The sequence below is a fragment of the Candidatus Methylomirabilota bacterium genome (genome assembly GCA_035936835.1).
Taxonomy (GTDB): domain Bacteria; phylum Methylomirabilota; class Methylomirabilia; order Rokubacteriales; family CSP1-6; genus AR37.
The window spans coordinates 24,433-37,719 of record DASYVT010000165.1; the positions used below are offsets into that span (position 1 = coordinate 24,433).

Below are 13,287 nucleotides of genomic sequence, written 5' to 3' on the forward strand. Positions count from 1 at the left end.
GGATGTCGGCGAAGGGCTGGTTGGACGGCGCGCCCCCGACTGTGCGGGCGGCGCAGAGGAGACTCGCGACGATCAGGAAGACGCGCACGCGCGGATTGTATCATCATCGGGTCCATGAACCCGAGCGCCCTGCCCCGCCTACGCGAGTGGCTTGCGCGCCCCGAGATCGCCTCGCTCGACCCACGGCGCATCGCGGCCCTCGCCGCCGCGCTCACCGGCTCGGATCCGCCGGTGCGCGTTGAGCGCTGGGGCACGGTCGTGGGCTACGAGGCCGGGCCGCCGCGCCGCCGGCTCGTCCAGTTCGACCGCCACGGCCACTTGGTCACCGCCTGCCGCTGGAGCCCCGACGGCGCGCTCGACTGGGCGCGCTGCCGCGCGGCCGACGGCCGGTGGATCGGCGTGGAGCCCGGCGGCGTTGAGCACCAGGCTTGGGAGCACCCGGCCTGGGGCCGCTCGGATCGCGTCTGGCTTCTCGATGGAGTGGAAGAAGCCTGGGGGGATGAACCCTGGCGCCCGGTCGAGCCGCTGACCGTCTTTCGGTCGCTCGACTGGGCGGCGCTCGACCACATTCCGCCGCTGGCCGAGCCGCAGCGCCTGCCGCCCGGGGCGGGCAGCGCGGTGCTGAACCTGGTCGCGTCGCTGATGAAAGACCAGGGCGTCGCGCGCGTGCGCTACCGCGGCCCCTTCCCCTCCGAGCAGCTCTTCACGACGCTGCTCGAGTGCTTCCGCTACGACCCGGGCCAGGCGCTGCCGCTCGAGCGCTTCCTGGCCGACGGAGGGCTCGACTGGCTGCCGGCGCCCTACGAGAGCCACCGTGTCGCGGCGTGGGCGACGGTCCAGCTGCGCCAGGACATCGAGAAGGTGGTTGCGGACGGCGTCACCTTCTACCGGCCGGAATGGCAGGGCATTGCGCGACGGGAAGCGCGGGTGATCCGTGATGACGGCGAGCGCGTCGTCTGCTCGCTCTGGGCGCTGGGAGGCCCGCTCGAGGACCGGCTCATCCTCGACCGCTCGGGCGAGATCCACGAGGCGCCGGCGGCGAGCGCCCGGGAGGTGCCTCCGGCGCCTCTCCCCCCGGTGTGGAATTCGGCGCTGGGCGACCTGATCGCGCGCGAGAGCGCTCCGGCGTTGGGTCCTGCGATCATGGAAGTGCTCAGCCACACTGCGCTCGAATGGGGCGCGGTGCCGGGCGATCTCGTGCGGGCATGGGACACGCGCATCAGGCTGAGCGCGCGGCTCCGCGAGGCCGGAGCCGCCTCGCTCGGGAGCGCCGCGCCGGGGCGGGAGCGCGCGGAACAGGCGCTCCGGTTCGTCCTCGAAGTGGCGCGCCTCCTGGGGCCTGAGGTGCGCGGCCGCGCCCAGGCGCTCCTGGAATCACTGCCGGAGGAGGAGCAGGCGCGGCGCGTCCTAGCGGCAGCGGAGGAGCCCGAGGCGCTCGACGAATCCGTCGGCCGCCTGATCACCCTCCTCGCCCGCTGACGTCTAGTCTAGGCGTGCTTGGCGGTGAGGATGAGCCAGACGTCGAAGCCGATGACGCCAACGACGGAGAGTAGCGACAGCGCGAAGTAGGAGAGGTAGACAAACTCCTGCCGGCGGAATCCCCGGCCCGTGGCCAGCCGCTTCCAGAGCATGCCGCGCACGAACTGCAAGGATTCCTGCGCCAGGCGCGGCATGCTGACCGCGTCCTCCAGGACGTGGTAGCCGTCCATCTCGAGGAACGAGAACGGGTAGATGCAGATGAGAAAGGACTTCAGCTGGAGCACGGCCGAGACGGCGACGCAGGCCTGGAGCAAGCCCGGACTGAGCGCATCGGCCCAGATCACGCCGAGCAGGCCCAGCACGAGGTGCACGGTCGGCCCCGTCAGCGCGTTGACGACGCGCGCGCGGCGCGAGGCCATGAAAAGGTCGGTCACGTCCGCATAGAACGTCGGCACGACCATGTGGTGGATGATGAAGCCTACCTCCTTGACGCGGCGGCCGTAGTGGACGCAGGCCAGCGCGTGCACGAGTTGGTGGAGCGCGACCGTGACGAAGAAGACCAGCTGGAGCGCGATGATCGCCACGATGGCGTGGTGCTCCAGCGCCGAGGTGATTGCCCCCAGATCGGTCCAGAGATGGATCAGCGACCGGATGCCGAAGCCCGTCAGCACGGCGAGCCCGATCACCGCCGCCGGCGTGAAGATAAGCCAGCCGCCCCAGCGGTGGATCCGCTCGAAGAGATCGTTCCACCGCCGGCTCGAGACGTTGAGCCGCTCGATGGCGTGGATCGTCGCCACCATCGCCCGCGCCGCCGGGTTCCGCTTGTTGCGCTCGAGGATGTCCCGCAGGGTGTTCATCGGGCGCAGCGTCAGCAGATCGGCCTGCAGGAGCTTGCTGATGAGCTGGGGGATCTTCTCGAAGTCGAACGAACCGTAGCGCATGACGTACGCGACGGCGATGTCCTGCATGCTGACGCGGCCGTCCATCTGCTCCCAGAGGAAGCGCTCCTCGTCGTCGAGCGCGAGATAGTTCTCGGTCCGGCGGCTCTTGAGGACGTACCGCTTGGTGCCCGGGACGCCCGACGGCAGCTGCGCCAGCTCCCACTGCTCGTCGGGGAGACGCTGCGGGCGGAGCTGGAGGTAGGCGGCCGGGCTCGTGATCTCCCGGATCTCGAAGCTCTCCCCGTCCTCCGATCGAACGAGGAGGTTGAGCATGGCGGGCGGGCGCCGCTGCTGGGTGCCGGGGGCGCCCGTCTGCGTGCTGGGGACGGGCTCGCTCACGTGGGCGGCCCCCCCGATTTGCGCTCGGCGTCCAGGCCCGTCGCCTCGAGGCCCCAGCGCGTCACCTCTCGCACGAGGTCGGTCGACTGCACGAGCCGGCGGATCAGCACGCGGGCCATCTCCTGGAAGAACTGGGCGGCGTCCCGCGGATTGTCCCTGATGAAGTTGTTGATGCTCTCGCGGTCGAGGGCAAGCAGGGAGGTCTCGACGTCGGCCTGGATCGTGGCCGTGCGCTTGGGCTCGTCGCCGAAGATGCTCATCTCGCCGAAGCTCGAGCCGGACTCGAACCGGTTCAGTATCTGCTCGACGCGCCCGCTGACTTTCTTGGAGACCAGGATGGCGCCCGAGCGGATGAAGAACATCTCCTCCCCGGGGTCGCCCTCGCGGAACAGCACCTCGCCCTTGCGGAGCCGGCGCTCGCGGAGGCGCGGCCAGAGCGCGACGAGCTGCGCTTCATCCAGGTCGCGGAGGAGGTCGACCTGGCGGAGAAAGGCGATGTCGGCCGGCTTGGCCAGGGTCGTATCCGCCCTACATGGCCCAGCGCTTCATCATCACTGCCTTGACGGCCCGGAGGCGCTCGGCAGTCGGCGCCTCGCCCGCCCGCCCCACGGCCTGGAGCACGGTGTTGCGCTCATCGGCCGACAGCGTGAACTCTGCCAGGGCCGCCACAGGGTCGCGCACAAGATCGCCCAAGAAGTCTGGATCAATCATGATCCGCCCGACCAGGTCGCGGAAACCCTGAGGATCCATACGCCCCCTTGGATCAGATGGTGACCCCGGCGGGATTTGAACCCGCGGTCTCGACCTTGAAAGGGTCGCGTCCTGGGCCAGGCTAGACGACGGGGTCTAAACCTCTGTGACACATTGCGAAACCAATGGTTCAGAGTAGCAGAGCCCCCGAGGGATGACAAGTTGGGGCTCGCCGAGGTGGGATTCGAAGCCGGAACGAGCGATGGATCAGGTCAGCGGGACGTAGTCGTACTCGCCGATCCCCTGGAGCACGAGAAAGGTCGCCGAGGTGTCGCCCCCGTTGGTCACGAGATGCGGCCGACCGGGGCGGACCGCGTACGTCTCCCCCGGGCCGAGCCTGATCTCCTCCTTCGGGTCGCGCAGGAAGAGCCGGAGCCTGCCTTCGAGGACGTAGAAAGTGTCCTGGACCGTGGTGTGGTAGTGCCACGGCACCTGCTGCTTCGGGCCGATCTGGAGCTCCGAGATCCTGAAGCCCGGCCGCTCGGCGTGCCGCGCACGCCGCTCGACCTCGTAGAGCCCGCTCGAGTCCTTGACGCCCTTTTCGGCGGTCGCCATCTCAGGAGGTCTTCGCCTTCCCGCCCATCAGCTTGTTCGGCTTCATGCGCCCCTCCTTCCGTTGGCCAAAGGGTCCCACCGTGCGACGGGTGAAGTCAATGGTGAGCCGTGGTGGGATCGAACCACCGACCCCCTGATTAAAAGTCAGGTGCTCTACCAACTGAGCTAACGGCTCACGCGATCCTTCTTCACACCGTCACAAGACCGAGACTCAGGAGGAGGGCCCCCTTCCGACGCTCTCACCAGGACCTCCGTCGGATAGAGCGGATCCTCAAACCGCGACGTCATCGCCGCGACGATGGTGATGGGGCTCCAACGATTCCCGATATCGTTCTGGATCACCACAGCAGGACGGGTCTTCTTCACCTCGGCCCCGATCGTCGGGTCGAAGTTGACCAGGTAGACGTCACCCCTCCGCGGCCTCTTTACCTCCGCCGCCCCTGCCATGCCTGCTCGTCCACGCTGAACCACTCCTTGGCCAGAGCCAAGTCCCGTGCCGCGTGCTCTTGGGCACCTTCTTTGAGAAGCCGCCTGATCTGAGTGCGGTCGCGCTCGTGGACGACGCGCTTCGCCCCTTCATTGGTGACACGGCTGGGGTTCCGACGAACCGTCTCCTTCGGGAGCATGACGTTCACAGCATACGCAGGCGACGTACGTATGTCAAAGCTGGGCGCGTGTGTCGCCGATTGGATACACCGACAGCCTAGTGCGGCGGCAGCGAGGAGCGGAGGCCCGGGATCCAGCGGGTGAGCGTCGAGTCGTTGACCAGGATGGTCTCGTCGCGCACGGGGCCCGTCGAGATGAGCGAGATGCCCACGCCGCAGAGCTCGGACAGCCGCGCCAGGTACTCGCGGGCTTTGGTCGGCAGGTCCTCGTAGTCGCGCAGTCCCGCGGTCGAGGTCTTCCACCCCGAGAGCTCTTCGTACACGGGCTCGGCCTCGTGCCAGATGCGCTCCTCCTCGGGGAAGTCTGTCAGCACCTCGTCATCGTAGTTGTATCCGACGCAGATCTTGACCGTGTCGCAGGTGTCGAGGACGTCGAGCTTTGTGATTGCCAGGGTGTCGAGCCCGTTGATGCGCGCCGCGTAGCGGAGCCCGATCGCGTCGACCCAGCCGCAGCGGCGCGGCCGACCCGTCACCGAGCCGAACTCCTTGCCGCGCGTGCGCAGGAGGTCGGCCATCTCGCCGCGGAGCTCCGTCGGGAACGGTCCCCCGCCCACACGCGTGCAGTAGGCCTTGGAGATGCCGATGACGCCGTCGATCTTGGTCGGCGGCACGCCCGAGCCCGTGCACGCGCCGCCCGCCGTCGCGCTCGACGGCGAGATGAACGGGTACGTGCCGTGGTCGAGGTCGAGCATGGTCCCCTGCGCGCCCTCGAAGAGCACGGAGGAGCCCGCCTCCATCCAGTTGTGGAGCAGGAGCGCCGTGTCCGTGATGTAGGGCGCGAGCCACCCGGCGTAGCGGAGGTAGGGGCCGAGGATGCCGTCCACGGTGAAGCTCTCGGCGTCGTAGATCTCGCGGAGCAGGCGGTTCTTCTGCTTGACGTTGTACTCGAGCTTCTCGCGGAAGAGCCGCTCGTCGAGGAGATCGGCCATCCGGATGCCCACGCGCCCGGTCTTGTCGGCGTAGGCCGGGCCCACGCCTTTGCCCGTGGTGCCGATGCGGTGCTTGCCGGCCTTGGACTCGCTGGCACGATCGAGAGCCGGGTGGTACGGCATGACCACGTGCGCGTTCTTCGAGATGAAGAGGTTGCCGTCGAGCGAGACGCCGCGCTGGACCAGCGACTCCATCTCGTCGATGAGGGACGCCGGGTTGACCACCACGCCGCAGCCGATGATGTTGCGGCGGCCGGGGTGGAGGATACCCGAGGGGATGGTCTGGAGCACGAACTTCTCGCGCCCCACAACCACGGTGTGGCCGGCGTTGTTGCCGCCCTGGTAGCGCACGACCACGTCGAAGTGCGGCGTGATGACGTCCACCACCTTGCCCTTGCCCTCGTCACCCCACTGCGCTCCGACGATCACGATGTTAGGCATGACGCGTACCTCCCATGTCCGGAAAATGGCGGGCGGGGTCGGCCAGGATCTCGGCCGCCGCCGCGCGCCTGTCGCCACCCTTGCCGTCCAGCTGGATCACCCGCACCTGCTCGGCGTCCGCTCCCGGCTCGCCGATCACGAGCGCCCAGCGGGCGCGCTGCTGCCGCGCGTAGGCGAGCGACGCGTCGAGCCCGCGGCTCAGGATGTCCCTCGCCACTGCCGCTCCGAGGTCCCTTAAGCGCCGCGACAGAGCCAACGCGCGGGTCTTGTCGGCCGTGAAGTCGATGATGAAGAAGTCCGGACCCGGCGCAGGGCCGGCCGCGCCCTGGCTCTCGATCGCCAGGAGCACGCGACCCACCTCGAAGGCGAAGCCCGTGGCGGGGCAATCGTAGCCGAAGCGCGCCAGCATGTGGTCGTAGCGGCCGCCGCCCGCCAACGGCGCCCCGAGCCCGGAGACGTAGGCCTCGAAGTGCACGCCCGAGTAGTAGTCGAAGCCGCTGACCTCGCCCAGATCGAGCAGCACCGAGTCGGCGAGGCCGTAGACGGTGAGCAGCCGGTACACCTCCGCCAGGTTGGCGAGCGCCGCCTCTGAGCGCGGGTTCTTGACGAGGCGCTCGGCGCGCTCGAGGACATCGCCACGGCCGTAGAGGCCCGGCAGCGCCAGCAGGAGCTCACCCACGGTCGCGGGGGCGCCCAGCCCCGCCACGATGCGCTCCAGCGCGGAGACGTCCTTCCGGCCGAGGGCCGAGCGCAACTCGCGCGCCTTGACCTCGTCGGCGCCTAGGTCTTCCAGGATGCCGCGGAAGAAATCCGCCTGCCCGACGTCCAGCTGAAATCGTTCGAGCCCGAGCGCGCGGAGCCCCTCCACCGTCATGGCGATCAGCTCGGCGTCGCCTTCTGGATTCGGTAGGCCGACCAGCTCCGCGCCCGCCTGGTAGAACTCGCGGTAGCGCCCCACGTGCGGCTCGTCGTAGCGGAAGACGTTGGTCAGGTAGGCCAAGCGCAGGGGCTTGGGCTCCTCGCGCATCCGGGTGGCGACGATGCGCGCGATCTGCGGCGTCACGTCGGCGCGCAGGGCCAGGAGCCGGCCGCTCTCGCGGTCCACCATCGTGAACATCCGCTCCTGGAGCTCCTGGTCCGTCCCCTGGGCGAGCACGTCGAAGTACTCGTACGCGGACGTGACGATGTCGCGGTAGCCCCACTTGCGGAAGACGCCGAGTAGCTCCGCCTCGACGCGCCGCTTCTGCGCGGCCTCGTCGGGCAGGTAGATCTTGGCGCCCTTGGGCAGTTGGGTCTGCTGGATCTTGCGGTCCACAGTGAATCCGTTTCTTACCGGCCCGCCGGGACGGCGTCGAGGTGGACGAGGGTGTTCATGCGGTGTAGCGCCGTCCAGTCGTCGCGGAACTCGAGCTCCGAGATGCCCGTCGGCGCCGAGTGCAGCGACCAGATGCGCTCGAGCCCGAGCCCGAGCGCTTCCAGGATCAGGATGCGCACGGGGATGCCGTGGGCGACGAGACAGACGACCGCATCGGGATGCCCGGCGCGCAGCCGCTCGAGTCCCGCCAGCACGCGCTCGCGCGCCTGGAGGAGGCTCTCACCGCCGGGCGGCGAGACCAGGTGCGGCGTCTTGGCCCAGCCGTCATAGAGGGTGGGGAAGCCTGCCCGCGCCTCGTCGAGCGTCAGGACTTCCCACTGGCCGAAGCCGAGCTCCTTGAAGGCCGGGTCCGTCTCCACCGCGAGGCCGTGGGGCGCCGCGATCACCGCGGCCGTGTCGCGCGCGCGCCGGAGCGGGCTTGCGTACACGGCGGCGAAGGCGTGCTCCTTGAGCTCGCGGGCGGCGGCCTCTGCTTGCAAAAGGCCTTCAGCGGATAGAGGGGTGTCCGTCCAGCCCTGGTACCGGCGTTCCCGGTTCCAGGCCGTTTCCCCGTGACGTAGGAGCAGGAGTCTCAGTGACATGGCCAAGCGTCTATCTTACCGCAGGTGGGCGGCATTTCCGCCAACAGCAAGGGGGGTGTTCCGGGCTACTTCTTGGGGGTCGCCGGAACCGGCTTTGGAAGCATGAACGGCTTCTTCACCACCTCAACTCGGGACGCCCCGTTCGAGGAGGACGCTACACGCTTATCGCTCATGTGAACCTCCTTACCGCTCATCTATTTGTATCACAGTGAAGACCACGCCGCCAACATGCCGATCGCCCGCAAAGAGCCGGAACTCATAGCGCCCTGGGCGCTCAAAGATGAGGCGGTCAAGATTGAAGATCAACTCGCCGAAGCCCATGCGGAATGCAGCGTAGGGCTTTGGACCGCGGCTACCCCCGCTCGACGAAAACCTTCTGGGCGGCCCCGAGCGAGGCGCCGAAGTCCACGGGCTGGCCCAGCTCGTGGAGCACCTGCTCGAGGGCGGCCAGCGCCGTGGTGATGTCGAAGTCGTCAACATAGCCCATATGGCCGATGCGGAAGATCTTGCCCTTCGTCGGGCCGCGGCCGCCGTCGATCGTGATGTTGTGAGAGGTCGCGAACCGCTCCACCACCCGGTCTGCATCCACTCCCGGCGGAACCTCTACAGCGGTGAGCGCGGGGCTCGGCGTGGTCTTCGGGAAGAGCGTGAGACCGAGCGCCTCGACGCCGGCCCGCGTGGCGCGCGAGAGCCGGTCGTGACGGCGGAGGACGTTCGGCAGGCCCTCCTCGGCGATCATGCGGAGCACCTCGCGCAGGCCGACCATGATCGAGACCGCCGGCGTGAAGCGCGCCTCATTCTTCGACGCGTACTTCCGCTCCTCGGAGAGGTCGAGATAGTACTTCGGCAGTGTGGACCGCTTGGCCGCCGCCCAGGCTTTGTCGCTGAGCGCCAGAAGTCCGAGACCGGGGGGCAGCATGAGCCCCTTTTGCGACGCCGAGACGACGACGTCGATGCCCCAGGCGTCCATCGGAACGTCGGCAATGCCGAGACTCGACACGGCGTCCACAACGAGGATCGCGTCGGTGGCCTTGGTCGCCTGCGCATACCCGCGCACGTCGTGCAGCACACCGGTGGACGACTCGCTGTGCTGGACGAGGACGGCCTTGACGTCTTTGTTTTCTCTCAGCGACTGGGCGACGCGCTCAGCCGCGACGGTGTCGCCGTGGGGCGCCTCCAGCTCGACGACGTTGAGGCCGTAGGCCTTGCAGAGCGCGAGCCACCGCTGCGCAAACGCGCCGGCATTGACCACGATCACGCGGTCCCCGGCCGAGAGCGTGTTCGCCACTGCCGCTTCCATCGCGCCGGTGCCGGTGCACGCCGGCGTCAAGACGTCCTCACGAGTCTGTACGAGGCGCTTCAACCCTTCGCGCACCTCGAGAAAGAGCGCGTCGTACTCCGCGGCGCGGTGATGGATGATCGGCCGGGCCATTGCCAGCAGAACCTCGGGCGGGACGGGCGTCGGCCCGGGTGCCATCAACTGGTACTTCTTCATGCGGCTTCCTCCTGTGGTGTGCGCGCTCATCCCACACTAACAGAAGGCGCGCGCCCGAGGCAACGGAGAGGTATGATTTCGGCTATGCCGCCTCGGACCGTCCGCACCATGTGCCCCATGAACTGCCACCCGACCTACTGCGGAATGCTGGTGGAGGTGTCAGAGAAGGGCCGGCTGCTGGGCGTCAAGGGCGACCAGGACAATCCGGACAGCCGGGGCTTCCTCTGCATTCGCGGGAGAGCCGCAGCCGAGATCCCCCACAACGGGCTCAGGCTGACCCAGCCGCTCGTGCGCGACGGCAGGCGCGGCGAGGACCGCTGGCGGCCCGTCTCATGGGACGACGCGCTCGACCGCATCCTCTCCGCCATCGACGCGACTGGGCGCGAGCGCGTCGGCTTCTGGTTCGGCCACGGCGCCCACGTCACCGGCATCAACCGGCCGCTCATCATGCGCTTCGGCCACCTGGGCGGCATGCAGGTCTGGAACCCGGCCATCGTCTGCTGGGCCATGGGCGCCTACGGGCTGGCGCTCACTGGAGTGATCGAGGCGAACACCAAGGAGGACATGGCCGCACACTCGCGCCAGGTCATCCTCTGGGGCGCCAACCTCGCGAGCCACCCGACCACCGCGCCGCATCTGATCGAGGCGCGGCGGCGGGGGGCGCGCGTTGTCGCGATCGACGTGAGGCGGGCCGAGGCTTCGCGCCACGCCGACGAGACATGGCTCATCCGCCCAGGCACCGACGCCGCGCTCGCGCTGGCCATGGCCCACGTCATCGTCGCCGAGGGTCTCGTGGCCAGCGACTTCATCTCGCGGCAGACGGTGGGCTACGAGGCGTACGCGAAGCACCTCGAGCGCTTCACTCCCGAATGGGCCGCGGCGGAGACGGGGCTCGCGGCGGAAGACATCAAGAGGCTCGCGCGCGAGTACGCGACGAGCAAGCCCGCCATGATCATCGTGGGCGGCGCCAGCATGTACAAGCACCGGCACGGCTGGCAGCCCGGACGCGCCATCGCCACCCTGCCCGCGCTCACGGGCCAGCTGGGCATGGCGGGAGGCGGCTTCGGCCCGCGCCACCGATCTTTCCCCACGGGAGATCACTTCGCCGATCTGACGGCCCTCGACCGCCGCCCCGCGGGCCCCTGGGTGCCGAGCCACATGGCCTCGATCGCGCGCCTCATCAAGGACGGACGCCTCGACGTGCTCCTCACGGCCGGAACCGATATGCTCAACTCGTTCTCGGACGCGGGCGCGATCGAGCGGGACCTCGAGCGCGTGGGCCTGATCGTGGCCTACGACATCTTCGCCAACGACACGATCAGGCGCGTGGCGGACATCGTCCTGCCTGGGACAGTTTGGCTGGAGGACCTGGGAATCAAGGAGACCGCCACCCACCTGTACTTAATGGATAGGGCGCTCGAGCCCGCCGGGGAGTGCCGGCCCCTGATTCCGGTGCTCAGAGAGCTGGCCGAGCGGCTTTCCATCAAGGAATTCTTCCCCTGGGGCTCGCTCGAGGAGTATATGGACGCGCTGCTGGCCCCTCAGCAAGACGGAGCGCTCACCGTGGCGCGGCTCCGAGAGCTGGGCGGCATGGCGGAGAGGAGCAAGCTCGCCCACGTGCCGTACCGCGAGGGCGGCTACGCGACCCCATCGGGCAAGGTCGAGTTCTACTCGGAGCGCGCGAAATCCCTCGGCCTCCCGCCCCTCCCCGACTACACGCCGCCCGAGCCGGATTCAGCCGGCTTCCCGCTCGAGTTCCGCCAGGGTCGCGTGCTGACGGCCTTCCATTCCTTCTACGACAACGGCCGCGCCCTGCCGATGCTTGTCCGGGCTGAGCCTCACGCGGAGGTCTGGATTCATCCCGCCGACGCCCTGCCCCGCGGCATCACCGCCGGGGGCCGGATCGAGCTCGTGAATCAGCGCGGCCGCTTCGAGGCTGTCGCCCGCGTGACCGAGGACGTCCTGCCGGGCGTGCTGTGGGCGCGCGACGGCTGGCCGGGGCTCAACACGCTGACGAGCGGCGAGGCGTGTCTCGAGCCCGAGGCCAGCGACGGTCTCGACCCGCGGATCCCGGGCGGCCAGTCCGCCTACGAGGCGCGCGTCGAGGTGCGTCCGATTCCCGCGTGATGCTCCCTCGCGCAGGGGTCCTCGCCCTGGCGCTCCTGGCGCTTCCCGCCCAGGCCCAGGCCAGCGAGGCGCTGTGGGCTCTCCTCAAGTCAGGCGGCCAGGTCGTGATCATGCGCCACGCGGCAACGGATTCTACGGCCGGCGACCCGGACACCATGCGCCTCGAGGACTGCAGCACCCAGCGCAACCTCTCCCCCTCGGGACGCGACGACGCCAGGCGCATCGGCAGTGCCTTCAGAGCGCGCGGCATCACGGTGGACGACGTGCGCTCGAGCGTCTGGTGCCGCTGCCTCGACACGGCCACGCTGGCCTTCGGCATGGCGAAGCCGTGGCTCCCGCTCAACTCCTTCTTCCGCAACCGCGAGCGCGAGGCCGGCCAGACGGGCGCGGTGCGCGAGCTGGTCAGCCGTCACCGCGGCGGCGCGCTCATCCTCGTCACCCACCAGGTCAACATCACGGCGCTGACGGGCCTCTACCCCGCTGAGGGCGAAATGATCGTCCTGACGCCACGCGGGGGCGACTTCACCGTCGCCGGACGCGTCAAACCCGCCGACGTGACCCAGAACTGAACGCGCGCCGTCTCACCGCTTGATCTGCAGAGGCGCCGGCGATTGCGCGGGGCCCTTGACCGAGCGGCCGAGGGCCGTGACGAAGATGGCGTCCTTGCCCTCGGCGTGGGGAGAGAAGAAGTCGACGACGTCGCGGTCGTAGAAGGTCAGGCCGGTCGCGCCGAAGCGCTGGGCGTAGGCGGCCAGGTAGAGGCGCCCTCCGATCAGTCCCGCCTCGAGATTGGCCAGGCGATAGCCGCGGTTGCCGTACGCCTCGAGGAGCGCGTCGAGGTCCGCGAGGAAGAAGATCGTCACGCTCGACATCCCGCCCAACGACTGGTCGAGGCAGAGGAACGCCGACCGCTCACGGAAATCGCCCCGCTTGATCAACTCCAGCGCGTGGGACTGGGGACGGTAGGCGTAGGCGCCGGGCTCTATCCCGTCCACCGCGTGCACGGTCAGATAGAGATCCACGAGGCCCCAGGGCGCATCGGCGGGCCAGCCCCGCGTGGCATGCCACAGAGCCGTCGAGAGATCGCCTGCGTCGATCGCTTCGCCGGAGAACTGGCGCGTGGAGCCGCGCGCCATGATGGTCTCAGCGAGCGCGCGGCCCGCCGACGGGCGCGGCGTGGGCAGCGCCACGAGGGCGCCCGCCAAGGACCGCCGCTGCCACGACGCCTCCCGCCAGGCCTGCACCTCGCTCTCGCCGTCGAGCGATGAGTTCTCATACGCATCTCGAAGCAGCGGATAGTCCACCTCGGAGGACGACAGCGGGATCACCTCGGGCGTGATCGCGGCGATGACGGGAGACACCGGAGCGGGCCTCCCCTGCCCGCCCACGGGCGCCATCAGGAGCGCGCCTTCCTTCTCGGCGTCGAGAGCGAGCAGCCCGTTGACCTCGAGGTCCACGAACCCGGTGATCGTGCGCGCGGGCAGGTCGAGCGCTGTCGCGGCGGCGAGCAGGTTGGACAGCATGCTGCCCGAGTCCCAGAAGAGGTGGCGGTAGCCCCGCGCCTGGTACTTCCAGGTGTTGCGCCAGTAGATGGCGGAGAGGATCAGCGT

14 protein-coding genes and 2 tRNA genes are annotated in these 13,287 nt (G+C 69.1%); 3 read left to right on the forward strand and 13 right to left on the reverse strand.

What is annotated here, in order from left to right:
* Positions 1–114 precede the first annotated feature (114 nt).
* Entirely contained in the window at positions 115–1,479 is a 1,365-nt protein-coding gene (locus VGV06_14955; GenBank protein ID HEV2056446.1) for a hypothetical protein, read from the forward strand.
* Between the two features lie 8 nt (positions 1,480–1,487).
* Here the strand turns inward: VGV06_14955 and VGV06_14960 are convergent, their stop codons facing one another.
* The 12 genes from VGV06_14960 to VGV06_15015 form a co-directional block, all read right to left on the reverse strand.
* Positions 1,488–2,759, reverse strand: coding sequence for a hypothetical protein (locus tag VGV06_14960; protein ID HEV2056447.1), 1,272 nt, complete (start codon positions 2,757–2,759; stop codon positions 1,488–1,490).
* Positions 2,756–3,274 carry a cyclic nucleotide-binding domain-containing protein gene (locus VGV06_14965; protein HEV2056448.1) on the reverse strand — a complete coding sequence of 173 codons (519 nt, stop codon included), beginning with the start codon at positions 3,272–3,274 and terminating at the stop codon, positions 2,756–2,758. The genes VGV06_14960 and VGV06_14965 overlap by 4 nt, the downstream gene beginning before the upstream one ends.
* 13 nt (positions 3,275–3,287) lie before the next feature.
* The gene (locus VGV06_14970) at positions 3,288–3,509 is read right to left on the reverse strand and encodes a hypothetical protein (protein HEV2056449.1); all 222 of its coding nucleotides are present in this window, start codon (positions 3,507–3,509) and stop codon (positions 3,288–3,290) included.
* Positions 3,510–3,527: 18 nt separating this feature from the next.
* Positions 3,528–3,606, reverse strand: a tRNA-Glu gene (locus tag VGV06_14975).
* Positions 3,607–3,716: 110 nt separating this feature from the next.
* Entirely contained in the window at positions 3,717–4,064 is a 348-nt protein-coding gene (locus tag VGV06_14980) for a cupin domain-containing protein (GenBank protein ID HEV2056450.1), read from the reverse strand.
* A 99-nt stretch (positions 4,065–4,163) separates the two neighbouring features.
* A tRNA-Lys gene (locus VGV06_14985) sits at positions 4,164–4,239 on the reverse strand.
* Positions 4,230–4,511 carry a type II toxin-antitoxin system PemK/MazF family toxin gene (locus VGV06_14990; protein HEV2056451.1) on the reverse strand — a complete coding sequence of 94 codons (282 nt, stop codon included), beginning with the start codon at positions 4,509–4,511 and terminating at the stop codon, positions 4,230–4,232. Before VGV06_14990 ends, VGV06_14985 begins: the two co-directional genes overlap by 10 nt.
* The gene (locus tag VGV06_14995) at positions 4,490–4,690 is read right to left on the reverse strand and encodes a hypothetical protein (GenBank protein HEV2056452.1); all 201 of its coding nucleotides are present in this window, start codon (positions 4,688–4,690) and stop codon (positions 4,490–4,492) included. The genes VGV06_14990 and VGV06_14995 overlap by 22 nt, the downstream gene beginning before the upstream one ends.
* 77 nt (positions 4,691–4,767) lie before the next feature.
* Positions 4,768–6,099, reverse strand: coding sequence for an adenylosuccinate synthase (locus VGV06_15000; GenBank protein HEV2056453.1), 1,332 nt, complete (start codon positions 6,097–6,099; stop codon positions 4,768–4,770).
* Entirely contained in the window at positions 6,092–7,414 is a 1,323-nt protein-coding gene (gene hisZ / locus VGV06_15005; GenBank protein HEV2056454.1) for an ATP phosphoribosyltransferase regulatory subunit, read from the reverse strand. Before hisZ ends, VGV06_15000 begins: the two co-directional genes overlap by 8 nt.
* A gap of 14 nt (positions 7,415–7,428) precedes the next feature.
* The gene (locus tag VGV06_15010) at positions 7,429–8,055 is read right to left on the reverse strand and encodes a histidine phosphatase family protein (GenBank protein HEV2056455.1); all 627 of its coding nucleotides are present in this window, start codon (positions 8,053–8,055) and stop codon (positions 7,429–7,431) included.
* A gap of 352 nt (positions 8,056–8,407) precedes the next feature.
* Entirely contained in the window at positions 8,408–9,550 is a 1,143-nt protein-coding gene (locus VGV06_15015) for an alanine--glyoxylate aminotransferase family protein (protein ID HEV2056456.1), read from the reverse strand.
* 84 nt (positions 9,551–9,634) lie between these two features.
* On the opposite strand from VGV06_15015, the gene VGV06_15020 reads away from it, so the two are divergent.
* Together VGV06_15020 and VGV06_15025 are read left to right on the forward strand one after the other, a co-directional pair.
* Positions 9,635–11,677, forward strand: coding sequence for a molybdopterin-dependent oxidoreductase (locus VGV06_15020; GenBank protein ID HEV2056457.1), 2,043 nt, complete (start codon positions 9,635–9,637; stop codon positions 11,675–11,677).
* Positions 11,677–12,246, forward strand: a complete 570-nt coding sequence (locus tag VGV06_15025) for a histidine phosphatase family protein (GenBank protein HEV2056458.1) — start codon at positions 11,677–11,679, stop codon at positions 12,244–12,246. The genes VGV06_15020 and VGV06_15025 overlap by 1 nt, the downstream gene beginning before the upstream one ends.
* A 12-nt stretch (positions 12,247–12,258) precedes the next feature.
* Here the strand turns inward: VGV06_15025 and VGV06_15030 are convergent.
* A partial coding sequence (locus VGV06_15030; protein HEV2056459.1) for a nitroreductase family protein occupies positions 12,259–13,287 on the reverse strand: 1,029 nt, incomplete at its 5' end.